The sequence below is a fragment of the Cryobacterium sp. GrIS_2_6 genome (assembly GCF_035984545.1).
Classification (GTDB): Bacteria; Actinomycetota; Actinomycetes; order Actinomycetales; family Microbacteriaceae; genus Cryobacterium.
Genome location: NZ_JAXCHP010000001.1, coordinates 1803947 through 1827961, shown reverse-complemented (window position 1 = coordinate 1827961; position 24015 = coordinate 1803947). Strand labels below are relative to the sequence as shown.

General features: G+C 67.6%; 24 protein-coding genes and 1 pseudogene. 18 read left to right on the top strand and 7 right to left on the bottom strand.

Going from position 1 to position 24015, the window contains the following annotated elements:
• The first annotated feature begins 27 nt into the window (after positions 1-27).
• The 4 genes from RCH22_RS09085 (at position 28) to RCH22_RS09070 (ending at position 5017) form a co-directional block, all read left to right on the top strand.
• On the top strand, positions 28-477 hold the full coding sequence (locus tag RCH22_RS09085) for an SHOCT domain-containing protein (protein WP_327013698.1): 450 nt from the start codon (positions 28-30) through the stop codon (positions 475-477).
• A 127-nt stretch (positions 478-604) separates the two neighbouring features.
• Complete coding sequence (locus RCH22_RS09080) at positions 605-1636, top strand: LLM class flavin-dependent oxidoreductase (protein ID WP_327013697.1); 1032 nt, start codon at positions 605-607, stop codon at positions 1634-1636.
• Positions 1636-3021, top strand: a complete 1386-nt coding sequence (locus RCH22_RS09075) for an NtaA/DmoA family FMN-dependent monooxygenase (RefSeq protein ID WP_327013696.1) — start codon at positions 1636-1638, stop codon at positions 3019-3021. The genes RCH22_RS09080 and RCH22_RS09075 overlap by 1 nt, the downstream gene beginning before the upstream one ends.
• Before the next feature lie 337 nt (positions 3022-3358).
• Entirely contained in the window at positions 3359-5017 is a 1659-nt protein-coding gene (locus tag RCH22_RS09070) for a DUF222 domain-containing protein (RefSeq protein ID WP_327013695.1), read from the top strand.
• A gap of 41 nt (positions 5018-5058) precedes the next feature.
• Here the strand turns inward: RCH22_RS09070 and RCH22_RS09065 are convergent, their stop codons facing one another.
• Entirely contained in the window at positions 5059-6039 is a 981-nt protein-coding gene (locus RCH22_RS09065; protein WP_327013694.1) for a Gfo/Idh/MocA family oxidoreductase, read from the bottom strand.
• Between the two features lie 147 nt (positions 6040-6186).
• Here RCH22_RS09065 and RCH22_RS09060 point away from each other — a divergent pair, with 147 nt between their 5' ends.
• A complete protein-coding gene (locus tag RCH22_RS09060) occupies positions 6187-7083 on the top strand; it encodes a shikimate dehydrogenase (protein WP_327013693.1) in 897 nt (298 codons plus the stop codon).
• Positions 7080-7871 carry a type I 3-dehydroquinate dehydratase gene (gene aroD / locus RCH22_RS09055; RefSeq protein ID WP_327013692.1) on the top strand — a complete coding sequence of 264 codons (792 nt, stop codon included), beginning with the start codon at positions 7080-7082 and terminating at the stop codon, positions 7869-7871. Before RCH22_RS09060 ends, aroD begins: the two co-directional genes overlap by 4 nt.
• 21 nt (positions 7872-7892) lie before the next feature.
• On the opposite strand, the gene RCH22_RS09050 is transcribed toward aroD, so the two are convergent.
• Entirely contained in the window at positions 7893-8150 is a 258-nt protein-coding gene (locus tag RCH22_RS09050) for a hypothetical protein (RefSeq protein ID WP_327013691.1), read from the bottom strand.
• 495 nt (positions 8151-8645) lie between these two features.
• On the opposite strand from RCH22_RS09050, the gene RCH22_RS09045 reads away from it, so the two are divergent.
• The 5 genes from RCH22_RS09045 (at position 8646) to RCH22_RS09025 (ending at position 14286) form a co-directional block, all read left to right on the top strand.
• Positions 8646-9764 carry an LLM class flavin-dependent oxidoreductase gene (locus tag RCH22_RS09045; RefSeq protein WP_327013690.1) on the top strand — a complete coding sequence of 373 codons (1119 nt, stop codon included), beginning with the start codon at positions 8646-8648 and terminating at the stop codon, positions 9762-9764.
• A gap of 2 nt (positions 9765-9766) precedes the next feature.
• Positions 9767-10402, top strand: coding sequence for an FMN reductase (locus RCH22_RS09040; protein WP_327013689.1), 636 nt, complete (start codon positions 9767-9769; stop codon positions 10400-10402).
• A 24-nt stretch (positions 10403-10426) separates the two neighbouring features.
• Positions 10427-11170, top strand: coding sequence for a maleylpyruvate isomerase family mycothiol-dependent enzyme (locus RCH22_RS09035; RefSeq protein ID WP_327013688.1), 744 nt, complete (start codon positions 10427-10429; stop codon positions 11168-11170).
• Positions 11171-11268: 98 nt separating this feature from the next.
• A complete protein-coding gene (locus RCH22_RS09030; RefSeq protein ID WP_327013687.1) occupies positions 11269-11571 on the top strand; it encodes a hypothetical protein in 303 nt (100 codons plus the stop codon).
• Positions 11572-11703: 132 nt separating this feature from the next.
• The gene (locus RCH22_RS09025) at positions 11704-14286 is read left to right on the top strand and encodes an ATP-dependent Clp protease ATP-binding subunit (RefSeq protein WP_327013686.1); all 2583 of its coding nucleotides are present in this window, start codon (positions 11704-11706) and stop codon (positions 14284-14286) included.
• Positions 14287-14318: 32 nt separating this feature from the next.
• On the opposite strand, the gene RCH22_RS09020 is transcribed toward RCH22_RS09025, so the two are convergent.
• Positions 14319-14645, bottom strand: coding sequence for a hypothetical protein (locus RCH22_RS09020; protein WP_327013685.1), 327 nt, complete (start codon positions 14643-14645; stop codon positions 14319-14321).
• A gap of 109 nt (positions 14646-14754) precedes the next feature.
• Here RCH22_RS09020 and RCH22_RS09015 point away from each other — a divergent pair, with 109 nt between their 5' ends.
• Both RCH22_RS09015 and RCH22_RS09010 read left to right on the top strand, forming a co-directional pair.
• Complete coding sequence (locus RCH22_RS09015; RefSeq protein WP_327013684.1) at positions 14755-15726, top strand: aldo/keto reductase; 972 nt, start codon at positions 14755-14757, stop codon at positions 15724-15726.
• Positions 15727-15803: 77 nt separating this feature from the next.
• Positions 15804-16658, top strand: a complete 855-nt coding sequence (locus RCH22_RS09010; RefSeq protein WP_327015486.1) for an aldo/keto reductase — start codon at positions 15804-15806, stop codon at positions 16656-16658.
• Here RCH22_RS09010 and RCH22_RS09005 read toward each other — a convergent pair.
• Complete coding sequence (locus RCH22_RS09005; protein ID WP_327013683.1) at positions 16627-17523, bottom strand: LysR family transcriptional regulator; 897 nt, start codon at positions 17521-17523, stop codon at positions 16627-16629. The two genes, RCH22_RS09010 and RCH22_RS09005, sit on opposite strands and share 32 nt — an antisense overlap.
• Positions 17524-17664: 141 nt before the next feature.
• On the opposite strand from RCH22_RS09005, the gene RCH22_RS09000 reads away from it, so the two are divergent.
• Positions 17665-18090 (top strand): VOC family protein, encoded by a 426-nt coding sequence (locus tag RCH22_RS09000; protein WP_327013682.1) that lies wholly within the window; start codon positions 17665-17667, stop codon positions 18088-18090.
• A gap of 3 nt (positions 18091-18093) precedes the next feature.
• Here RCH22_RS09000 and RCH22_RS08995 read toward each other — a convergent pair whose 3' ends face one another.
• Positions 18094-18921, bottom strand: a complete 828-nt coding sequence (locus tag RCH22_RS08995) for a hypothetical protein (RefSeq protein WP_327013681.1) — start codon at positions 18919-18921, stop codon at positions 18094-18096.
• Complete coding sequence (locus tag RCH22_RS08990) at positions 18921-19262, bottom strand: S-adenosylmethionine decarboxylase (RefSeq protein ID WP_327013680.1); 342 nt, start codon at positions 19260-19262, stop codon at positions 18921-18923. The genes RCH22_RS08995 and RCH22_RS08990 overlap by 1 nt, the downstream gene beginning before the upstream one ends.
• Before the next feature lie 218 nt (positions 19263-19480).
• On the opposite strand from RCH22_RS08990, the gene RCH22_RS08985 reads away from it, so the two are divergent.
• Genes RCH22_RS08985 through RCH22_RS08970 form a run of 4 tightly spaced genes read left to right on the top strand, consistent with a single transcriptional unit; the run spans position 19481 to position 22487 of the window.
• A complete protein-coding gene (locus RCH22_RS08985) occupies positions 19481-20338 on the top strand; it encodes a hypothetical protein (protein WP_327013679.1) in 858 nt (285 codons plus the stop codon).
• Positions 20339-20386: 48 nt separating this feature from the next.
• Positions 20387-21121 (top strand): glutamine amidotransferase, encoded by a 735-nt coding sequence (locus RCH22_RS08980; protein WP_327013678.1) that lies wholly within the window; start codon positions 20387-20389, stop codon positions 21119-21121.
• Positions 21122-21148: 27 nt separating this feature from the next.
• Positions 21149-21958, top strand: a complete 810-nt coding sequence (locus tag RCH22_RS08975; RefSeq protein ID WP_327013677.1) for a thymidylate synthase — start codon at positions 21149-21151, stop codon at positions 21956-21958.
• A complete protein-coding gene (locus RCH22_RS08970) occupies positions 21948-22487 on the top strand; it encodes a dihydrofolate reductase (RefSeq protein ID WP_327013676.1) in 540 nt (179 codons plus the stop codon). Before RCH22_RS08975 ends, RCH22_RS08970 begins: the two co-directional genes overlap by 11 nt.
• A 402-nt stretch (positions 22488-22889) precedes the next feature.
• On the opposite strand, the pseudogene RCH22_RS08965 reads toward RCH22_RS08970, so the two are convergent.
• Positions 22890-23855 (bottom strand): annotated as a pseudogene (locus RCH22_RS08965) (glycosyltransferase family 2 protein); the annotation flags it as partial.
• Between the last annotated feature and the right edge of the window lie 160 nt (positions 23856-24015).

Genomic DNA, 24015 nt, shown 5'->3' with positions numbered 1-24015 from the left:
GACTCCGGAGGAGTCCTTCTCGAAGACGTGCACGTACCTGAATCCGTCGTCGACGAGGTGCTCATGGCGCTGGAAGAACCCGCGGCCGACACCGACCGACTCCAACAGTCCACGCAACACATTTCGGAACACGACGAAAGGAACACCATGATGCGTCGAGGTGGACGACCCGGCCTGATGGGGACAATGGCACGCACCGCTGTCATCGCAGGCACGGCTACCGTGGTGTCCGGCGGAGCCAGCCGGCGCCAACAAGCCAGGGCCCAATCAGCAGCTGACCAGCAGGCCGCCCAGCAACGACCGCAGCAGCCGCAGCACGCAGCACCAGCGCAGGAGTGTGCGCAGGCGCCGCAACCGGCAGCCGCGGCAGACGACAGCCTGTCCGCCCAGATCGAACGGCTTGCGACCCTCAAGCCGGCCAGCGTGATCACCGACGCGGAGTTCTCGCCGGCGAAGGCAAAACTCCTCGGCATCTGACAGTTGTTACCGCAGGTTTCACGCATGACTTTGTGTGACCTGCCTGCGGTCTCGCGGCACAGTGCCGTGCATATCGTGGGTGTCCGCGCAGACGACCGTGTCTCGCACAGAGAAAAGGACACTCCCGATGACATCGTCGCTGTACCTGGGAATCGCACTCGACGGCGCCGGCTGGCACCCGTCGGCCTGGCGCGAGCCGGACGCCCGCCCCGCAGACCTGTTCCACCTCGACTACTGGGTCGCCCTCGTGCGTGCCGCCGAGGCCGCTGGCATCGACCTGGTCACGATCGAGGATTCCTTCGGCCTCCAGAGCTCGGGCTACGGCGGAATCGACCCACGCCGCGACGAGGTGCGCGGTCGACTGGACGCGCTTCTGCTCGCGACATCGATCGCGCCGCACACGAGCACGATCGGCCTCGTGCCGACGATCACCACGACGCATACCGAACCGTTCCACGTGGCGACGGGAGTGCAGACCCTCGACTACGTGAGCGGAGGCCGGGCGGGCTGGCGCGTGCAGGTCTCCGGACGCGCCCATGAGGCCGCGCATGTCGGCCGGCGCACGCTTCCGCGCCCGCCGCAGGGTCAGCCGCTCGTCTACGCGCTCGCCCACCAGAAGGTCCTGTACGAACTCGCCGTTGCCGGCGCCGACATCGTCGGCGTCACCCCGCACGACGACGCGCACCTTGAGGCCATCCTCGGGCACCTTGAGACGGCAGCCCGTGAGGTGTCGCGCGGGGCAGGCGAACCGCTGCGGGTCTGGAGCGAGATCTCGGTCCTGATCGAGGAGACGGCGGATGCGGCCCAGGCGGCCCTCGCCCGGCTCAACGCCACCCACGGGGAACCCTGGACCTCGGATACCGTCATCCTCGCCGACACCGCTGAAGTCGTTGCCGCCCAGCTCCTGCACTGGCACTTGCTCGGCATCGACGGCGTTCGGCTGCGCCCGGCCCGGCTTCCGGAAGACCTCACGGCGATCACCGAGCGCGTCGTTCCCCTGCTGCGTTCCGCGCGTGTCCTCGACCGGCCGGACGGAGCGGCCACGCTCCGCGCCCGGCTCGGATTCGGTCGCCCGGAGAACCGTTACGCGACCCCTGCCGAACCCGACCCCGCCGCAGACTCCACCTTCGAGCTCGACCTGACCGGAAGCATCCGCTGATGACCACGACCGCCAGCACAACCGTCCGCCCGACCGCCAGGGACGCCGCCGGGCGCCCGCTCCGGCAGGTGCACCTCGCCGCGCACTTCCCAGGAGTGAACAACACCTCGGTCTGGAGTGACGGCAAGGCTGAAAGCCAGATCGCGTTCTCCTCCTTCCGGTACTTCGCGCAGAATGCCGAGCGCGGCAAGTTCGACTTCCTCTTCCTCGCAGAGGGGCTCAGGCTGCGGGAACAGAAGGGACTCATCCATGACCTCGACGTCGTCGGTCGACCCAACACCCTCGCGATCCCGGCCGGGATCGCCGCCGTGACCGAACACATTGGCCTCGTCGGCACCCTCAGCTCAACCTTCAACGAACCGTACGAACTTGCCAGGCAGCTCGCGAGCCTCGACCTGCTGAGCGGGGGGCGGGCCGGCTGGAACATCGTCACAACCTCCGATGCCTTCCACGGCGAGAACTTCCGTCGCGGCGGTTTCCTCGACCCGAAGGACCGCTACGTGCGCGCCGAGGAGTTCGTCGCTGTCGCGCGCGCGCTGTGGGATGGTTGGGCGCCCGGGGCCCTCTCCGCGAACAAGGACACGGGGGAGTTCCTCTCCGCCGATGCGCTCACGGCGGTCGATCACCACGGCCAGCAGTTCGACGTGAACGGCTTCGGCACCTTGCCGCGCAGCCCACAGGGCCACCCGGTGATCGTGCAGGCCGGAGACTCTGCCGACGGCCGTGACTTCGCGTCGGCGAACGCGGAAGTGATCTTCTCCCTGCATTCCGAATTCACGGACGGCCAGCGGTTCTTCCGCGATGTGAAGGGCCGCCTGCCGGCCGTCGGCCGCCATCCCGACTCTCTCAAGATCCTGCCGGCCGCGGCCTTCATCCTCGGCGATACCGAGGCCGAGGCGCGGGTACGCTCCCGCGAGGTAGCACTCCTGCAGGTGAGCCCGCAGGCCGCGATCTCGTTCCTCGAGCAGCTCTGGGGCACCGACCTGGGCGGCTACGACCCGGATGGCCCCCTGCCGGAGATCGACCCCGTCCTCGCCGACGAGGGCGTCACCCGCGGCCGGGTGCGCCATGTCGCTGACCCGGTTGCGGTCGCGAAGTCCTGGCGCGGCCTCGCGGAGGCCGAAGGGCTGAGCATCCGTGACCTGGTCATCCGCTTCGCCGCGAAGCACACCTTCGTCGGCACGCCGGTGCAGGTCGCCGAGGAGATCAACCGGCACGTTCAGGAGGAGGCTTCAGACGGCTTCGTCATCGTCGGCCACACGAATCCGACGGGCCTCGACGAGTTCGTCGACCGGGTCATCCCTGAGCTTCAGGAGCGCGGCGTCTACCGCACCGAGTATGAACCAGGCACGACCCTGCGCGAGACGCTGGGCCTCACGCAGTAGCCCCAGAAGATTTGGGCAGCGGCGGTGGCTAATTCAGGAGATTCTTGGGGTCGGGTGGGATCGGCCGCACTGGTCCGCTGGCCGGTGCTGCCCGCCCAGGCGGATCTCCTGAGTTAGTCACCACGGGATTGATTTACTCGTTTTCAGGTCGGCCTTACGATTTCAGTGAGATGACCAAATCTGAATTGCCCCTGAACCCAAGCTGTTCGGCCATGATCGAACGATTCCTATCTCACTGGAATCGTAAGGCCGTTTCAGGTATGAATTTCGTGAGGTAGGGCTTGAAATTAAGTGAGTAAAGCTCGCATTCGTGTTCGATTCGAGGTAGAATCGGGGTATGGCAGGAGCTTCAGATCCCCAGTCACACACCCCGCAGACACCCCGTTCCGGGGCCGATGGGGATCAGCCCACCGTGGGTGTCGAGTCGGCCCATCCCGTGGCGGTTGCCGTGGGTTTCGAGGGCGCTGAAGGTCTGGCCGGGTCGGTTCCGTCGGTTCATGCGGATGCTGTCGCCCGGCTCGCCGAGGCGCGTTCGGCTCTCGCAGACGCACTGTCGGCCATCCCAGTGGGGTTGCTCAGTGACGCGGAAGCGGTCACGACACTCAAGGAAGTGGAGGCTATCGGGCGGACGGTGGATGCGGCCCGGGTGAATACCGCGACGGATGTGGACCGGCGGGCGCGGGTGCTGGGCCGGGAGGGCCTGGCGTGGAAGATGGGTTGCCGGGGCCCGTGGGATGTGTTGACCCGGGTGACGCGGGTGTCGGGGCGGGAAGTGAAGCGGCGCATCAAGCTCGGGGACGCGGTGTTGCCCCGCCGGGCGGGGTTGGCGGTGTTGCCGCCGTTGTTCCCGGTGGTGGGGGCCGCGTTGACCGCGGGGGACATCGGGGTGGAAGCGGCCGAGCTGATCATCACGGGGCTCGGGTCGGTCAGTCACCGGGCGGTCCCGGCGGAGGTGGAGGTCGCCGAGCGTGCCCTGGTCGCCACGGCGGCCGGGTGGATCACCCCGGAGACCGAGGTCCTCGCCGGCGCCGGGGTGCCTGCGGCGACGGACCTGATCCGGGGCATGGTGGTGCAGTGGCAGGCCATCCTCGACCCCGACGGGGTGCTCCCGCAGGAGGACGTGTTCGAGGCGAAGTCGAACATCGGCTTCGGACAACTCAAGAACGGCTTGTACCCGGTCAAGGGCGGGGTGACACCGGAATTGTTCGGGGTGATGAACACCCTCTTCGACGCCTTCCTGAGTTTCCACGCCCGCCCGGCGTTCCCCACCGCCGAGGAACAGGCGCTGATGGATTCGGGGCAGTTGATTCCCGGCGCCGAGACTGCGGACGGCGAGACCGACACGGGCCCGGATCTTGACGTGATCGAGGCGGAGCTGCGGGAGCGGCGCGCGGACACCCGCACGGGCGGGGAGAAACGCGCTGACATCCTGCAGGCGTTGTTCGAACACGCGGCCCGGGACACGGACACGCCCAGCATGGGCGGGTCGGCGCCGACGGTGATGGTGCACGTGAACGCGGCCGACCTCGCCTCCGGGGTCGGGGTCGGGTGGATCGACGGGGTCGAAGCCCCGGTGTCTTTGAAGACGGTGCGTCAGCGGATCTGTGACGGTGGCTTCCAAGGGGTCCTGTTCGGGGCGAACAACCAAGTGCTCAAGCTCGGTCCGGAACGGCGTTACTTCAACCGGGCCCAACGCCGGGCGATCACCGCCCGGGACGGCGGGTGCATCATCCCCGGGTGCAAGGCCCCGGCGCACTGGGCCGAGGTCCACCATGTGAAGCCGTGGGCCACCGGCGGCCCAACGAACGTGGACAACGGGGTGCTCCTGTGCTGGTTCCACCACCACACCATCGACACCTCGGGGTGGGAGATCCGCATGGTGAAAGGATCACCGCAAGTGCGGGCCCCCGGACTCATCGACCCGCACCGGCTCTGGCGGCCACCGAACCGACACCGCGCCCACCAGGTCCTCACCGGACCACCCAGACGCGACTGACCCGGGCGCGGCTGCGGTCCGGACCGACCCCGGATCCACCGCTACCCGACGGCGCGTTCGATCCCCGCCGCGGCGTAGATGGCATCGATGGCCGCCATATTGGCGACCGAATCGTACCCCTCGGTGAGGAGCGACTCGCCGCTCGCAAGGCCGCGCGCGACCGCATCGAGCTGGTGATCGTAGGTCTCGTTGCCGCGCACGGTGAGCCAGCGTTCGATTCCCCGGCTGACTTCGCGGATGCTGTGGCCGCGGGACGGGAAGACCATGTTGTCCACGTGCACGGTGCCCTTTGTCCCGACGATATCGAACGAGGTGTTGAGGGGAGTGCCCGCGATCATGCTCGAGGAGACCCGGGCGGTGACGCCGGAGGGGAACATCAGCGCGGCATCCATGCTCATGTCGGCCCCCAGCGGGTTCAGGGTGGCGACGGCGCTCGTGACGAGGGGTTCCTCACCGGTGAGGGCCCGCACCCAGTGCAACGGGTAGCACCCGAGGTCCATCAACGAACCACCACCGAGGGCCGGGATGTGCCGGATCGATGTCGGGTCGAAGGGATTGCTGCCGGAGAATTCGCCGCGCAGGGACACGACGTCGCCGAGCCGGCCGGACGCAACAATGGCGTCGAGCTCGAGGCTGAGCGGGTGATAGCGGTCGTGGAACGCCTCGATGAGACGCTGCCCGGTCTCTGCGGCCGCCTGGCGCATCAGCCCGGCCTGGACAGCGTTCATCGCGAAGGGCTTTTCGCACAGCACGTCCTTGCCTGCCTCGAGTGCTGCAATCGACCACGCAGCGTGCTCCGAGGGCGGCAGCGCGACATAGACGAGGTCGATCTCCGGGTCCGCAAGGAGTGCGTGGTAGTCACCGTATGAGCGTTCGATGCCGTGTTTCTGGGCATAGGCTACGGCAGCGGATGCCCGGCGCGAGGCGACCGCGGCGATCACGACATCGGTGCGTCGCCGGGCGGGTCGGATGATCGCGGACGGCGCGATGCCGGCGGCACCGAGGATTCCGATCCTGAGCATCAGCGCACCGACCCACGGGCCGCGACACTGCGGCGACCATTTGTTGCGTGTAGAGACATATTCGGGACACTACCATTGAGCAGCGGTCTGCCGCATCTCACGTGCCGCTATCGCTGGATCTGTCGAAGAATCGAATCGGAGGGGCTCGTGCCTGAACCCGTTTTCCCGGCGGGCCGCCGCCGCCTCGCGGTGCTGGGGTCTCCCATCGGGCATTCGCGCTCGCCCGTGCTGCACACGACGGCGTACACCCTGCTCGGTCTCCCGTTCGACTATTCCCGGGCCGAGGTCGGCTCGGGCGAGCTGACCTCGTGGCTCGCCTCCCTCGACGACAGCTGGCTCGGGCTCAGCCTCACCATGCCGCTCAAACGCGAGGTCATCCCGCTGCTCGACACGACCTCGTCGCTCGTCGACGACCTCGGCGTCGCGAACACTGTGCTGTTCACGACCGACAATGGCAGGCGCCGGTTGCACGGCTTCAACACCGACGTCGACGGCATCGTCCGTACGGTTTCGACGCTGGACTCTGCTCGACCCTCCTCTGCTGCGATCCTCGGCGGTGGTGCGACGGCAGCCTCGGCACTCTACGCGGCTCACGCGCTCGGCGCGGGGGAGATCACGGTCTACCTGCGGGATCCCGCCAGGGCCACCGACCTGTCGGCACTCGGCGACCGGCTCGGGGTCCCCGTGCGGGTTCGGCGGCTCGACGGGCTCGACCCGGCCGACCCGCTCTCCTTCGTGATCAGCACGCTTCCAGGCGGGGTTGCGGACGGCCTCGACCTCCGGCCCCTGGATGCCGGTTCCATCCTCTTCGACGTGGCATACGACCCGTGGCCGAGCCCGATCGCGGAGGGCTGGGGTGCCGCAGGCGGCGTCGTCTTCAGCGGGCTCGACATGCTCGTCGAGCAGGCGATCAGCCAGGTGCGCATCTTCGCCGGCGGGGAACAGGACGAACCCCTGCCCGGTGAGGCGGGCATCCGCGCTGCCATGCGGTCGGCCGTCGGCCTTGCGCCTGCCCACTCCCCGGCAGGGGGAGAGGCCTCATGACCGGCGCGACGGCGCGGCCAACCCTGCGGATGCGCTCAATCGTGCTCGGCGAGGGCAGGCCGCAGATCTGCGTTCCTCTGGTCGGGGCGACGATCGCCGACCTCGCGGCGGCCGCCTCCGGGCTCATCGCCGGGGACTATGACCTCGTCGAACTCCGGATCGACTTCTTCTCCGAATGGGATACCCCAGCGGCCGTCCGGGAAGCGATCGTCACCCTGCGTGCGGCTCTTCCGGATGACGTCCCGCTGATCTTCACTTTCCGCACGAAACGGGAAGGCGGGCAGCGGGACATCCTCCCGGAGGCCTACGCCGACCTGCTCGGGCTGGCGATCGCCGCCGGGGTCGATGCGGTCGACGTCGAACTCTTCACCGAGCGGTCGTGCCTGCTCCGCATCGTGAGCGCGGCCCACGAGGCGGGCGTCATCGTCGTGATGTCCTCGCATGACTTCGAGTCCACGCCGCCGCGGGCCGAGATCCTCGCACGCTTCGCGGAGCAGCAGGCACTCGGGGCGGATGTGCTCAAGCTCGCGGTGATGCCGTCGAGCCCGCGCGATGTCCTCACCCTGATGGACGCGACCGCCGAGTTCGTCGCCGAGCAGGCCCGGCGCCCGGTGATCGCGATGTCCATGGGGGGACTCGGCGTGGTGTCGAGGTTGGCCGGAGAGGCCTTCGGTTCCTGTGTCACCTTCGGTTCCGTCGGAGCCTCGAGCGCTCCGGGCCAGATCGAGGCCCGCGAGTTGCGGGCCGTCCTGGACCTGGTGCACGGAGCCCAGTGGCCGGCCTGCTGATCCCCGCCAGATCGCTGTGGGCTAGATGGCGGTGTCGTCGAGCTCGAGGGTCGATTCGCGTTCGCGGAAGATGTTCAGCTGGCGACGCCGGTACTCGGCGAACATGCTGCCCACCTCCGACGGCGCCAGGGTGTGGCCGTGCTCCGGTTCGTCGGCATGCTTCAGGCTCTCGGTGTATGCGACGTTCTCGGTGTGCTCGGTGTGCTCGGTGTGCTCGGTATTCTCGTAGTTCTCCGTGTGTTCGGACTTCTGCGGCAGGTCGGAGGATTCGTGGTTCATGGGGATACCCAATTCTTTCTCTGGGGTGAGTGTGGGGGAGCTGCGGCGGCGAGCAAACCGGGGGCGTCCCGGCAGTGGTGTCGGGCCTTCCTGGTCGGCGCTCTCAGCGCGTGGTGGGGGCCGATGAGCGGCGCAGCGGATGATGTCGCGAACCGACGTGAGGCGAAGCCTGGAGTCGTTCCCGCATCGGTGGTCCTTCCGTGATGAAGCGGTTTCTCGAGTGCGGCAGTACGGCGGGTTACCGAACGGCCGACGGGGATCCTGAAGCACTTCATCGGGCGGAGGAGCTTTGGAGGAACGTTATGTGATTCACTCCGAGATGTCAACGGCCGGATATCGGCGATCCATGAGATATTCCTGAGTACCACCATGTCTCAGGCGAGGTCTCCGTCGTGCGGGAATAGGAAACCCCCGATCGAGGTTGGGTACGATGTCCATGCAAATGCATTGAAAAACTGCCCGAGAAAATGCAGTGAACACTCAGAGAGGCTGACCATGCAGTTCGGAATCTTTTCGGTCGGGGACCTGACAACCGACCCGACCACCGGCCGTACCCCGACCGAGCAGGAGCGCATCAAGGCGATCCTGACGATCGCCCAGAAGGTCGAGGAAGTCGGACTCGACGTCTTTGCAACCGGTGAGCACCACAATCCGCCCTTCGTTCCCTCGAGCCCGACCACGATGCTCGGCTACATCGCGGCCAAGACAGAGCGCATCATCCTCTCCACGGCGACGACCCTGATCACGACGAGTGACCCGGTCAAGATCGCCGAAGACTTCGCGATGCTCCAGCATGTCGCCGACGGCCGGGTAGATCTCACCCTTGGCCGCGGCAACACCGGCCCGGTCTACCCGTGGTTCGGCCAGGACATCCGCCAGGGCATTCCCCTCGCGCTCGAGAACTACGCGCTCCTGCGCCGGCTCTGGGCTGAGGAATTCGTGGACTGGGAGGGCCAGTTCCGCACCCCGCTGCAGGGCTTCCAGTCGACGCCTCGCCCCCTGGACGGCGTCGCGCCGTTCGTCTGGCACGGCAGCATCCGCACCCCGGAGATCGCCGAGCAGGCCGCGTTCTACGGCGACGGTTTCTTCGCCAACCACATCTTCTGGCCGGCCTCGCACACCGCGAAGATGGTCGGTTTCTATCGCCAGCGCTTCGAGCACTACGGCCACGGCACCGCCGAGCAGGCGATCGTCGGACTCGGCGGCCAGGTCTTCATGCGCAAGAACTCGCAGGACGCCGTGAAGGAGTTCCGCCCGTACTTCGACAACGCGCCCGTGTACGGCCACGGCCCGAGCCTCGAGGAGTTCACCTCGCAGACGCCGCTCACCGTCGGCAGCCCGCAGGAAGTCATCGACCGCACGCTCGGCTTCCGGGATTACGTGGGCGACTACCAGCGCCAGCTGTTTCTGATGGATCACGCCGGACTGCCGCTCAAGAGCGTGCTCGAACAGCTCGATCTGCTCGGTGAAGAGGTCGTGCCCGTGCTGCGCCGCGAATTCGCGAAGAACCGTCCGGCAACGGTTCCGGACGCCCCGACCCACGCGTCGCTCGTCGCTGCGGCTGCCGCGGCTCCCGTCGGCGCATCCGTCGGCGCTCCGGCAGAGGTGGCCTAGCCATGTCGGAACGCACCCGTACCATTGCGGTCGTCACCGCAGGCCTCAGCCAGCCGTCCTCCACGAGGATGCTCGCCGACCGTCTCGCGGAGGCGACCTCCGCCCGACTGGCCGAAAGGGTCATCCCCACCGAGGTCAGGATCTTCGAACTGCGCGATGTCGCCCTCGACGTGATGAACAACATGCTCACCGGGTTCCCGAGCCCGAAGCTCGATGCGGTGATCGAAGCCGTGACCGGCGCGGACGGGCTCATCGCCGTCACCCCGATCTTCACGACCAGCGCGAGCGGCCTGTTCAAGTCGTTCTTCGACGTCATCGACAACCGGTCGTTGACCGACATGCCGACGGTCATCGCAGCGACGGCGGGCACCGCACGCCATTCCCTGGCCCTCGACTACGCCATCCGCCCGATGTTCACCTACCTGCACGCCGTCGTCGCCACAACCGCGGTGTTCGCCGCATCGGAGGACTGGGGAAGCGGCGCGGACACGGTCAAGACGCTGCCCGACCGCATCGACAGGGCGGCCGGGGAACTCGCGGCTCTCATCGCGGCATCGGATCGCTCGAATTCCGTGCGCGACCCGTTCACGATCGACGCGTCCTTCAGTCCGACGGGCGGCTTCCAGCCCTCGATCTGATCGGTTCCCTGCGAGAATGGGGGAATGCCCGCACCTACCGCTCTCCCCGCTGACCCCGAGCTGCTCGCGCAACTCCTGCTCGCTCGTCGCGCGACCGCGTTCTTCGCGCACGAGCTCAACGGGTTGTCGAACGTCGACCTCGACGGGGACTCGCTGTTGCCCGGCTGGAGCCGCCGTCACGTGATCGCGCACGTCGCATACAACGCGAGGGGCATCGTAAGGCTCGTGACTTGGGCGCGCACCGAGGTCGAAACGCCGATGTACGCCTCCAACGCGGCTCGCGACAGCGACATCGCCGCCGGGGCCGAGCTCGACCGCGACGCCCTGCGGACCCTCTTCGACGTCGCGACCATCCAGCTCGACGCCGCGTGGCGCCGGCTCACCCCCGAGACGTGGAGCCACCTGGTCCGGACCCCGAGCGGCCGGGAGATCGCCGTCTCCGAGACCGTGTGGATGCGCAACCAGGAACTCTGGGTGCATACGATCGACCTCGCGACCGGCGCCTCCTTCGACGACGTGCCCGTCGAGGTGCTCGATCGCCTGCTCACCGAGATCACCTCGGTCTGGGCGACCCGGGGAGATGGAGGAGACTTCGTGCTCTCCGTGACCGATTCCCCTGCCGAGCGCAGGTTCGGCGACCTCCATTCCGCGCATCCCGTCGTCGTGTCCGGAAGCCTCGCGGGCCTCGTCCAGTGGGCGACCGGGCGTGGCGGTTCCGGCGTGAGCTCGAGCAGCGGGACTCCGGCCGACCCGCCGCGGTGGCTTTGAGCGCCGCTGAACGATCGCGCTGAACGATCGCGCTGAACGATCGCGCTGAACGATCGCGCCGCGTGGCAGACTGGTATTCGATACAACGGGGGCTGACAGTGGACGATCCGCGTGCGAACATGCAGGACAACCGACTGATCGCCCTCGGCGCGCCGCGTGCCGACTGGACGAGGACACCGGGGCGCTCGCTGGGATTCTGGATCACCCTCGCCGGATTCGTCCTCGCACTCGTGCTCCCGTTCTGGGGAGTCATCGCTGTCCTCGTCGGGCTCGCATACTCGATGCGCGCGCTCCGGGTCATGCCCGCCGGCGTCCGCGGCCGGGGCCTGGTCCTGATCGCGCTGGGCGTCGCGGCTGTGACCGTCGTCGTCGTCGTGGCCCGCGGCATCCTCGGGGCCTGAACCTCTCGGCCTGTTCGCACTCCGTTCGCGGACCGCGTAACCGGGGGTTTCCCAGCATGAGGCGGGAATGAAACCCACGGCCTGACGTTGAGTTGAGTCAATAGCACTCAAGTTTCAAGATCAGGAGGTCTCGTGCCTACATTCTTCGGTCCCGCGGATTCCGGCAACGGTTCGTTCGACGAGTTCATCGCCCGGTACCTGCAGGGCCAGCAGGGCGCCGCGCCAGCAGGGCGCCCGATCGACATCACCCGGCTGCTCAGCCGCCGCACCCACGAGGTGCTCGCCGAGGCCGCCCAGTACGCGGTCGACCACGGGCACTCCCACGTCGACGTCCTGCACATCCTCCGGGTCCTCGTCCTGCGCGAACCGGCGGCCCAGGCGATCCGGAACGCCGGCGCAGACCCCGCGGCCCTCGCCCTGGCCGCCGAGCAGCGCCTGCCGGAGCGCTCCGCCCCGACCGGAGACGCAACGCCGGGACTCACCCCATCCGCCCAGCGTGCCCTCCTCGACGCGCACCAGATCGCTCGCGCCTTCGGGTCGACCTACATCGACCCCGAACATCTCTTCTTCGCCTTCGTGGTGAACGAGGACTCCCCGGCCGGCCAGGTCCTCGCCGCGGCCGGCGTGACCCAGGAATCGCTCCAGGCCGGTGCACGCGAGCCGCAAGCGGATGCGACGAGCCAGGCCCCTGCCCAGGCATCCGCTTCGGAGACGCCCATGCTCGACACCTACGGCACCGACCTCACGGCCCGGGCCCGCGACGGGAAACTCGACCCGGTGATCGGCCGTGCCGACGAGATCGAACAGACGATCGAGATCCTCTCCCGGCGCACCAAGAACAACCCGGTTCTGATCGGAGAGGCCGGCGTCGGCAAGACCGCCGTCGTCGAAGGGCTCGCGCAGGCCATCGTGGCGGGAACCGTGCCCGAGCAACTGCGCGGCAAGCGCGTCGTCGCACTCGACCTCGCGGCGATGGTCGCCGGGACCAGGTACCGCGGCGACTTCGAGGAACGCCTCGGCAAGACCATGGACGAGATCAGCGCACACAGCGGCGAGCTCGTGATCTTCATCGACGAGCTGCATACCGTTGTCGGCGCCGGCGGATCCGGCGACGGGGGCATGGACGCCGGGAACATCCTCAAGCCGCGGCTGGCTCGCGGTGAGCTGCACGTGATCGGCGCGACGACCCTCAAGGAGTACCGCAAGGTCGAGAAGGACCCGGCCCTCGAACGCCGTTTCCAGACCGTGCGGGTCGGCGAGCCGAGCATCGACGACGCGGTGAGCATCCTCGCGGGGCTGCGCGGCCGCTACGAAGATCACCACGGCGTGCGCTACACCGACGAGGCGCTGCGCGCCGCCGTCGAGCTCTCCGCCCGTTACGTGTCCGACAGGTTCCTGCCCGACAAGGCCATCGACCTGATCGACCAGGCCGGTGCCCGGCTGCGCCTGACCCTCGGCTCCCTGCCCGACCGTGCGGCCCTCGAGGCCCTGCGTGCGCGCGTGGTGACGCTCGAGAACGCCAAGAGGGCCGCAGTCCTCACCGAACAGTATGAGGAGGCCTCCCGGCTCCGGGACGAGATCGAGACGGTCCAGTCGCAGCTGGAGCTCCAGGAAGACCCCGCCCGGGCCGTTGCAGCAGAGGCCGTCGTCGGCGAGGCCGAGATCGCCGGTGTGATCGCCCGCGCAACGGGCATCCCCATCGCCCGGCTCACCGCGGACGACCGTTCCCGCCTCGGCCTGCTCGAGGCCGAGCTGCACGAACGCGTCGTCGGACAGGACGACGCCGTCACGCTCATCGCCAAGGCGGTGCGCCGCAATCGCACCGGCATGAACGATGCCGGCCGACCCGTCGGCAGCTTCCTGTTCCTCGGGCCGACGGGCGTCGGTAAGACCGAGCTCGCCAAGGCCCTCGCCGAATCGTTGTTCGGCGACGAGCGCGCGATGGTGCGCTTCGACATGAGCGAGTTCGGCGAACGGCACACCGTGAGCCGGCTCGTCGGCTCCCCTCCCGGCTACGTCGGCTACGACGAGGCCGGGCAGCTGACCGAGCGCGTGCGCAGGAACCCGTACTCGGTGATCCTGCTCGACGAGATCGAGAAGGCCCACCCCGACGTATTCAACCTGCTGTTGCAGGTGCTCGACGACGGACGCCTGACCGACGGCCAGGGTCGCACCGTCGACTTCCGGAACACGGTCATCATCATGACCTCAAACCTCGGCTCCGAATTCCTCGCCAGCCGGAGCGGCGCCCTCGGCTTCACCGCCCTGATCGATGCCGGGGCCGACAACGGCTTCGGCTCGGAGAAGGCGCTCCGCGACCGGGTGATGGGCAAGCTCCGCGAAGCCATGCGTCCGGAGTTCCTGAACCGGCTCGACGAGATCGTGCTGTTCCGCAAGCTCGACGCGCCGCAACTGCACGACATCGTGCGGATGCTGCTCGCCGGGACGCGCACCCGGCTCGCCGCCCAGGGCTTCGCCCTGACCGTGAGCGAGGACGCGATCGACTGGATCGCCACGCGTGGTTACGAACCGGAGTACGGTGCCCGACCGCTCCGGCGCGTGATCCAGCGGGAACTCGACGACAAGATCGCCGACCTTCTCGTCGGCTCTGACCTGCTGGCGAGTACCGGTGTCGAGGTCTCGGTCACGGACGGCGCGCTCGTCGTCGCGGCCGCGGCATCCGCACCGGCACAGTCGCTGCCCCTGGCCGCGTAAGGACTCACCTGCGGAGTCGCCGCCAGGCTGGTTCAGCCCCTGGCGGCGATCCCGGCGGCGATTTCCGCGGCGATCTCCGTGTCGGAGCGGGCATTGAACACACCCCACATGATGTGCGTCGGGCCGCTGCCGTCGCTTCCGGGGGCCGCGGCCCGCGCGGTCCACCGGTTGGCGAGGGCGGCGCGACCGAGGTCCCCGAGGGAGTCGGCGATCCGGGCCTTCCTGAGCTTTCCGGCCACGACACTCCCGTCCTCGGCGAGTCGCCAGCCGCGATCGCTCGCGAGCACGCGTCCGATCTCCTCCTCGGTGAGCCAGCGCGAAAAACTGCGACCGGGCGGGTCGATATCGGTGAGTTTCATGCTCGAAACTGTACCCAGCTTTCCGGGTGCGCGATTGAGAACCCGAACTGGTCCATCACAGCGATGACGGCTGTTGGACAGATCAGTGGTCACGGAGGAGGCTGAAGTCATGGAATACACACACCTCGGTCGCTCTGGTCTCTCCGTTTCGCGACTGTGCCTCGGCACCATGAACTTCGGGCCGCTCACGCCGGAACCGGAGGCGAACTCCATCATGGACTCGGCGCTCGCCTCGGGAATCAACTACTTCGACACGGCGAACGTCTACGGCGGCGAGCGAGGGCCCGGGGCCACCGAGTCCCTCGTTGGCCGGTGGTTCGCGCGCGGTGGCGATCGCCGGGAGCGCACCGTCCTCGCCACCAAGCTCTACGGGACGACCTCGGACTGGCCGAACAACGGCAGGCTCTCGGCCCTCAACATCCGTCGCGCCCTCGACGCGAGCCTCCGTCGACTGCAGACGGACTACATCGACATCTACCAGTTCCACCACATCGACAGGGAGACGCCCTGGGACGAGATCTGGCAGGCCATGGAGACGGCCGTCGCCCAGGGAAAGATCCTCTACGCGGGCAGCAGCAACTTCGCCGGCTGGCACATCGCGACGGCCCAGGCGGAAGCGCGACGTCGCAACTTCACCGGTCTGGTGAGTGAGCAGTCGATCTACAACCTCCTCACGCGAGACCTCGAACTCGAAGTGCTCCCGGCGGCACGAGCGAACGGGCTCGGCGTGATCGCCTGGTCCCCGCTACAGGGCGGCCTCCTCGGGGGAGTGCTCGGCAAGGAGCGCGACGGCAGACGGCGCCTCGAAGGGCGATCCGCCGAGACGCTTGCCGCGCACCGACCGGCCATCCAGGCGTTCGAGGACTTCGCCGCAGACCTGGGACACAAGCCGGGAGACGTGGCCCTGGCCTGGCTCCTGCACCAGCCGGGTGTGACGGCGCCGATCATCGGGCCGCGCACCCAGGCCCAGCTCGACGACGGTCTCCGGGCGCTCGACGTCACCCTCGATGCCGCAGCTCTGGCCCGGCTCGATGAGATCTTCCCCGGGCACAAGCCGGCCCCTGAGGACTACGCCTGGTGACCAGCCCCGCAACGAATACTGCAGATACCGCCAGCCCAGCCAACCGCTCAATGAAGGAAACCATGCCGACCCGAATGATGCAGACCCGAATGATCGCCGACCGAACCGTGAGCGCGATCGGACTCGGCGGAATGCCGATGTCGATCGAAGGACGACCGGATGCGGCCAGGTCAGTCGCGACGATCCACGCAGCCCTCGACGAGGGCGTGACCCTGTTCGACACCGCGGACGCGTACCACCTGCATGCCGACGAGGTCGGCCACAACGAAACCCTCATCGCAGGAGCGATAGCGTCGTGGGGCGGGGACACCAGCGACGTGCTCGTCGCGACGAAGGGCGGGCACCTGCGCCCCGGTGACGGCACCTGGTATGTCGACGGCCGCCCTGAGTACCTCAAGAAGGCCGCAGAGGCCTCACTCGCGCGGCTCGGCGGCGACGCGATCGGCCTCTACCAGTTCCACAGGCCGGACCCGGCGGTGCCGTACGCCGATTCCATCGGGGCGCTCGTCGAGCTCCTTGACGCCGGCACGATCCGCCTCGCCGGCATCTCCAATGCGAACGTCGATCAGATCAAGCTCGCTCGCGAACTGCTCGGCGGACGCCTCGCGAGCGTGCAGAACCAGTTCTCTCCTGCGTTCCGCAGCAGCGAACCGGAGCTCGAGCTCTGCACCGAACTCGGAATCGCCTTCATCCCATGGAGCCCGCTCGGTGGGATCTCCTCTGCGTCCCGACTCGGCGAACGCTTTGCGCCGTTCCAGCAGGTAGCAGCAGACCGCGGCGTCAGCCCGCAGGTCGTCTGCCTGGCCTGGCACCTTGCGAAGTCCCCTGTGGTCATCCCGATCCCCGGCGCCTCGCGGCCGGAGAGCATCCGGGATTCGGTTCACGCTGCCGGCATCACGCTCACGCCTGAGGAACTGGCGCTGCTGGGCTGATCCCCGCGAGCTGGGTGAGGAACGCCGTGGCGGCCGGGCTGGGCTCGTCCGCCACGGCGACCGCGGCCGTCCAGGGCGGCATCGGATCCTCGATCTGAATGGCTCGCAGGAGGTCAGGGCGCTTCGCTGCGAAACTCTCCGGCACGATCGCGACACCGAGGTTGTAACCGACGAGGTCGAGCATCGGATGCACGTCGTTGACCTCGAGCGCAGCCCGGTAATCGAACCCGGCAGCGGCGAAACCGCGGCGGGCGAGGACGTGTGCGCCCCAGCCTGCGGGGAACCCGACGAGTGACTCGGCATGCAGGGATGCGAGGTCGACGGAGCCTCTTGCCGCGAACGCGTGATCGGGATGGCAGAGCACGATGAGCCGCTGGGTGCTGAGCGGACTGAGTCGGATGCCGGGAGTCTGGTCGCCGACCGAAACGACAAGGGCGACGTCCGTGCGGCCGTTCGCGACGCCCTCGATGAGCTCGAGCGATCCGGCGTGCCTGAGACGTACGTCGACCCCTGGATGCGTCATGCGGAAGCGGGCGAGCTCTCCCGGAAGGTCCACCGAGCCCAGGCACGGCTCGGCGCCGACGGTCAGGCTCCCCAGCATGAGGCCGCGCACGGCCGCAACGGCGTTCTGGGCCGCGGTGGCGCTCGCGAGCGTGCGCAACGCCTCGACCAGAAAAGCCTGCCCGGCGACCGAGAGTTCGACGCTGCGGGTGCTGCGGATGAAGAGTGACGTCCCGAGCTCGCTTTCGAGCGCCCGAACGGAAGCCGACAGACCGGATTGTGAGATCTGCAGGATCTCGGCGGCCCGGGTGAAGTGGCGTTCCTCGGCGACGATCACGAAATGTTCGAGCTGGCGGAGTTCCATTCAGCAAGGCTAGTGCCTCACACGAGGCCATTCACAGGTGCGAGGACTGGATCCGCCGCCTCGTCTTTTGCCGTTCCGGGGTCGATAATGTCTCGGAAGCGCGGGCCCGACGGCGGGCACGCCCCGGTCTGGAGGTCTCAGATGACAACCCTCAACCCCTATCTCTCGTTCCGTGATTCGGCCAGGGCGGCCATGGACCTGTACGAGTCGGTCTTCGGCGGCACGGTCACGCGCAGTACCTTCGCGGAACTCCACGCCAGTGAGGATCCTGCGGAGGACGACAAGATCATGCACTCCGTTTTGACGACGAACAGCGGGATGGTCCTGATGGCGGCGGACACGCCGAACAGCATGGACCTGACACCGGGCACCGCTGTCTCGGTCTCGCTCAGCGGGGACGACGCGGCGGAACTGAGCGGCTACTTCGAGAAACTGTCGGCGGGCGGGACCGTGCTCCAGCCGCTTGCGAGGGCACCGTGGGGAGACAGCTTCGGGATGCTCGTGGACCCGTTCGGCGTGAGCTGGCTGGTCAATATCTCTGGATCGGGCAGCACAGCGCCCGAGTGACGTTCAGGCGTCGGGCTGGACGTCGAGGCTGATCGAGTCGTCTTCCGTGCCGTCGACAAGGCGCTGCAGGGCGTTGCGGACGAGGAGGCCGCGCATGGTATCGCGGTGCGCCCGCGCCTTCGGCAGGAAGTGCGGCACGTACCCGTAGACGGCGTGGCTCTTCTTCGAGCCGAGGTACGGTCCGGGGTGAGTGTCCGCAAGAGGCACGAACGGGATGCCCAGAAAGTCCCGCATCTTGCGGAGTGGGCGGTCGTCGACGATGGACACAATGTGCTTGATCCTGTGCACGAGCGCGGAGAGGTACATGGCGCGGTAGAGCTGCACGCTCACCGCTGCTTCGCCGCGACGGTAGTCGGGGAGGACGGCGACGGTGCCGATGTCCCAGATCTCGGTCGGATCGGTGATCGCGTGAAAGCGGAACGCCTCGTCGAGTTCCAGATTGAACGGCTCCTGGGCGGCATCGTTGAGGCTCTTGAGCCCATGGGGGGAATCCTCGATGATCCGCAGCACCCCGCTCGGCGTGCAGGTGTCCCTGTCGATGGAGATGAAAAATGTGCTCGTACCCTCGTACGCGCCGTACTCGTCCGTCATCTGCGCGGCATCGTTGCCGAACGTCGCCTCGAAGACGACACGTTCCACGTGGCGGCCGACATTGGAGAACGGGCTCCGGCCGTCGACCTCGATCGCGACCAGCCGGTAGTGCTCCGGGAGGTCACGCGTGCGCGAGGCGAGGAGCCGCACGGTGAGATCCTCGAGCTCGGCATCGCTCAGGTCGTATCGGGGGCTGAACACCTCGGCGCCGATCTCGGTATCGGTGTCGCGGGTCGGCACTAAAACTCCTTGTATTCGGCGCTGGCACTCCCGAAGAAACGCGTGGTGTATTCGACGGCCACGAGGGGGTCGAACGGCTTGCAGGTGTAGATGTCGACACTGTAGAAGAGCACCGGTTGTTCCCACGCGTAGAAATGCGCCCCCGACGTTTCCCAGTGAGTCCACCCGGCCCAGCCGTACAGGTCGCTGCGATGCGTGACGGGTTCGATCAGGCCTTTCATGTCGAGCACCGGGGCAAGCCCTGACAGGTAGTCCGTGATCTGCGGTGCGCTGATCGGTTCAGCGGGGTAGGCCTCGATGACAAGCCGCTGCCGGTAAATAGTTGGTGCAAGGTCGCGCATGAAAGCCATTCCCCCAGTGATGTGTTCAAGAGCTTGGGGAAAGGAATCCCCGGCGGCAGCCGTTTCATCAGGGCGACATTGGAACCTGAGACTGAGCGGTGCTGCCTCACTGTACGCCCCCCCAGACATCCATCGGGGTCCGAGGGCACGTCCGACAGCATGCACGTGTCCCCGGTGGGTCCCTTTTCTTCGCCGTGATGCCGGTGCACACTGAGCGAATGCGCAAGCTTTCCGTCACGAGACACCCGGGAAAGGGGCGGGTTGCGCCTCCCATCGTCGGGGCCGCGTTGCTGGTGATCCTTGCAGTGGGCCTTCCCCTCGCGGCCATCCAGGTGGCAGGAGCGATTCGACAGGACCCGGCGGCATCCGCCCCTTCCGGTATCCCAGCGGCCTCCCAGACCGCGGTCCCCACTCCGGTGCCGACGGCACCGGCCCAGCCGTCGCGGGCCCAACCGTCACCGGCGATCAGGGCGCTGGATTCGGACAATCCGATTTCCGATCCTGCCTGGTTCGTGCGGGCATACGAAGCCGGGTTCCGGCTTTACATCCTCAGCTCCACCGAGTTCGGCACGTGCACGCCTCTCGCCCGCACCCAGGCGCAGCTCGCGATGGCCATCGACGCCGGTCTCGCGATCGCCGCGTACACCAGAGATCCGCGCTGCTGGCAGGAGGGGATCGCGGCGACGGGCTCCTTCCGCATCCGACTCCAGTTCTTCGCCCTCGACATCGAAACGGGCGGCCCGCCGCTCACCCGCGACATGATCACGGGCGTCCAATCCACCGGAGTACGCCCCGTCGTGTACACCGGCGCGCGGATGTGGGACGACATCATGGGCGCGGGAACGACGGAGTTCTCGGACGTCGCCCTCTGGGATGCCGTGCCCGTCCAGCCGGGCTCGACTGCCCTGGCAGGCCTCCCTGACGATCCCGTCGATCTCCTCTCGCCGCCACCGATTCCCTTCGGTGGCTGGAACGCGTCCGGGAATCTCCGAGTCGGTGTTCAGCAGCATTTTGAACGGGTCTTCAACGGCGTCAACATCGACGTGAACACCTTCGCGAGGTCGTTCCTGTACTGATCGGGAAACGCGCACCGGAATGGGCGCCGTACCGCGTATCATTGCGGCGTGAAGCCCTTCCTGCTCTTGGCCAGCCGTCCGGAGGACGAAGCCGCCGACGACGAGTATGAGGGTTTCCTGAGCGCAGGCGGCCTCACCCCCGCGGACCTGCACCGGGTCAGGCTCGAGGCGGCCCCGCTGCCGCCGATCCGGCTGGACGATTACTCCGGCATCATCGTCGGTGGCAGCCCCTTCAACGCCAGCGACCCCGAGGCGACGAAGTCCGCCGTCCAGCTCCGGGTCGAACGGGAACTCCAGTCGCTCCTCGACCTCGTCGTCGCCCGTGATTTTCCCTTTCTCGGAGCCTGTTACGGCATCGGGTTGCTCACGACGCACGGCGGAGGGGTCGTCGACGGAACCTGGCCGGAGGACGCCGGCCCGACGAGAGTGCGGCTGACGGAGGAGGGCGCCGACGACCCGCTGTTCGGTATCCTCGAGCCTGACTTCGAGGCCTTCGTCGGGCACAAGGAGGCGTGCACGGTCCTCCCGCCCGGCGCCGTGCTCCTCGCCACCGGAGAGGACTGCCCGGTCCAGGCCTTCCGGGTCGGACGGAACGTCTACGCGACCCAGTTCCACCCCGAGCTCACCAACGCGAGCATCCTCACCCGCATCCGGATCTACCGCGACAACGGCTATGTCAAACCGGATGCCTGGACCGAAGTCATCGCGAACATCGCGGCGGCCACGGTGACGCAACCGGCGAACCTGATGCGTGCCTTCGTGCGGCGCTTCGGCACCGAATAAGCTGCGCCACCAAATAAACTGCTACGAATGCCAACCTCACTCGCGACCCCGTATGAAGACCTGCTTCGCCACACCCTGGCGACGGGCACCGCCAAAGCCGACCGGACCGGGACCGGAACCACGAGCATCTTCGGCGCCCAGCTCCGCTTCGACCTTCGTGAGGGCTTTCCGCTCATCACGACGAAGCGCGTGCACTTCAAGTCGATCGCCTACGAACTCCTGTGGTTCCTGCGCGGCGAGAGCAACGTCGGATGGCTCCGGGAACACGGCGTCAGCATCTGGGACGAGTGGGCATCGGAAACCGGAGAACTCGGTCCCGTCTACGGAGTGCAGTGGCGCTCCTGGCCTACCCCGGACGGTGGTCACATCGATCAGATCGCCCAGGTGATCGAGACCCTGAAGACAGACCCCGATTCGCGTCGCATGATCGTGTCGGCCTGGAACGTCGCGGACATCCCGTCGATGGCTCTCGCACCGTGCCACGCGCTCTTCCAGTTCTACGTCGCCGACGGCCGCCTGTCCTGCCAGCTGTACCAGCGCAGCGCCGACCTCTTCCTCGGCGTCCCCTTCAACATCGCGAGTTATGCGCTGCTGACCCACCTCGTCGCCGCCCAGGCCGGCCTCGAGGTCGGCGACTTCATCTGGACCGGCGGGGACTGTCACATCTACGACAACCATCGCGACCAGGTCACGGAGCAACTGACCCGTGCCCCGTATCCGCTCCCGACGCTCCGCATCACGGGCGAACGCGCGAGCATCTTCGACTACAGGTACGAGGACCTCGAGGTCGTCGGTTACCAGCACCACCCCGCGATCAAGGCACCCGTTGCCGTCTGATCCCGCCCGTCACGCTCCCGTGGTCGCACTGGTCTGGGCGCAGGCGCACGACGGGATCATCGGCAGCGCCGGGTCGATACCCTGGCACCTTCCCGAAGACCTCGCGCATTTCAAGGCCGTGACGGATGCCGCGACGGTCGTGATGGGTCGTCGCACGTGGGATTCCCTCCCGGAACGATTCCGGCCGCTCCCCGGTCGACGGAATATCGTCGTCACCAGGGACGCCGCCTGGGCCGCTGCCGGAGCCGAACGCGCCGGATCCGTGGACGAGGCCCTCGCCGGGGACGCCTCAGCCACAGATCCGGCCACGACGATCTGGGTGATCGGCGGAGGCGAGGTCTACCGCGAGGCCCTGGCCCGCGCGTCACGACTCGAGGTCACCGAGCTGGACCTCGCCGTGCCCGGCGACACGAGGGCCCCCGCTGTTGACGGGGAGTGGACGCGTGCCCACGCTTCTGAATGGACGGTCTCGAGGACCGGCATCCGCTATCGCTTCGTCGGGTACGAGCGGCCGGTTCAGCGGAACTGACGTCTCTTCGGGCACTGACGTCTCTTCGGGCACTGACGTCTCTTCGGGCACTGACGTCTCTTCGGGCACTGACGTCTCCGGCGGCACGAGCTTCGCGTGCCGCACGGGCGCCACGGTGACGCGGCGTTCGGGACTCGTCCAGCGTCCGCTCGACGGCGTCAGGAATGCCTGGGGAAGGGTCGCCAGGCAGATCGCGGCGTCGACCACACGCACGAGGGGAAAGGCGAACCCGAGCAGCAGATAGCTCGGCCGGCGGGTGACGGCGACGACGAGCACGGTCAACACGTAATCGGGCACGAGCACGCCGAGCAGGAGCAGGGTCGGCGGAACCGCGTTCGTCAGCCGCGTGGCGATGCCGGACGGGTCCGTCGACGTCGCCTCCCAGATGACCGCACCGACCGACACGACGAGCAGCGGCAGGAAGAGCAGCATCATCACACTGCTCGTCACGAGCTCGAACACGTGGAGCGCCAGCGCGCCCCAGAACCAGCCGAGCCGGAATCCGTGGCGGCGCAGCGTCTGCCAGAACCCCAGGGTCCAACGCTGGAGCTGCCGGGTGTAGTCGTGGAGGTTGTCCGGATCCTGGGTCGAGGCTCTCGCGATCGAGGGGTGGAATGCGATCCGGCCGAGCTTGCGGGCGTGCACTTCGAACGTCATGTTGAAGTCCTCGATCGCGAGCCCGGGAGGATCGATGTCGATGCTTCCGAGGACCCGGCTGCGGTACATGCTCGCGAAACCGGGAACGATCGAGATCACGTTCGCGAGCCTGGCGGCCTGACCGTACTTGAGCAGGTACTGCACCATGACGTAGAAACGTTCCCGGTATGCGACCAGGAATCGGCCCATCATCGTCGCGGGGGGAGGATCCGCGATCGTCGACGCACACGCTGCAACCGCGACGACCCCCGGATCCTGGAAGCAGGGCAGGCCGGTCCATAGGTAGTCGGGGGCAAGTACCGTGTCCGCGTCGAGGAGCACCACGACCGGGAAACGGCGTGCCAGTTCGAAATGGTCGATTGCCGCGACGAGCGCGCCAGCCTTTCCATGATTCGACTCGAGTTCGAGCACGTTCGCGCCGCTCGCTCTCGCGAGGTCCGCGGTCCGGTCTGCGGAGGCGTCCGAAACGACGAAGACGTGCCCGACGGGCACCTGGCCGGTTGCGGAACCGATGGTCGCGGCGATCACTTGTTCTTCGTCGTGGGCGGCGACCAGGATCGCGACCTCGTCCGCGGAGATCAGCGGGTCCTGCGATCGATCGGGCGACCGGCGGCGGGTGCTTTCGACCACGGCGCGGATGAGACCGACCGTGGTCCAGAGCAAGGTATTGATTCCCACAACAAGAATGAAAATGACGAAGAAGGTAACCATCTGTGCCCCCGGGGTGAAATCGAACGTCCCACACTGGAACCGGAGACGCTACGTCGAGACTGTCGGTGTTGACGTGCACGAAGCTACCCGAGGCCGGAGGGGACCGCCCGCCCTGTCACCCGGATGGGGCGACCCGTGTGGTTAACCACATCCGGGTGTG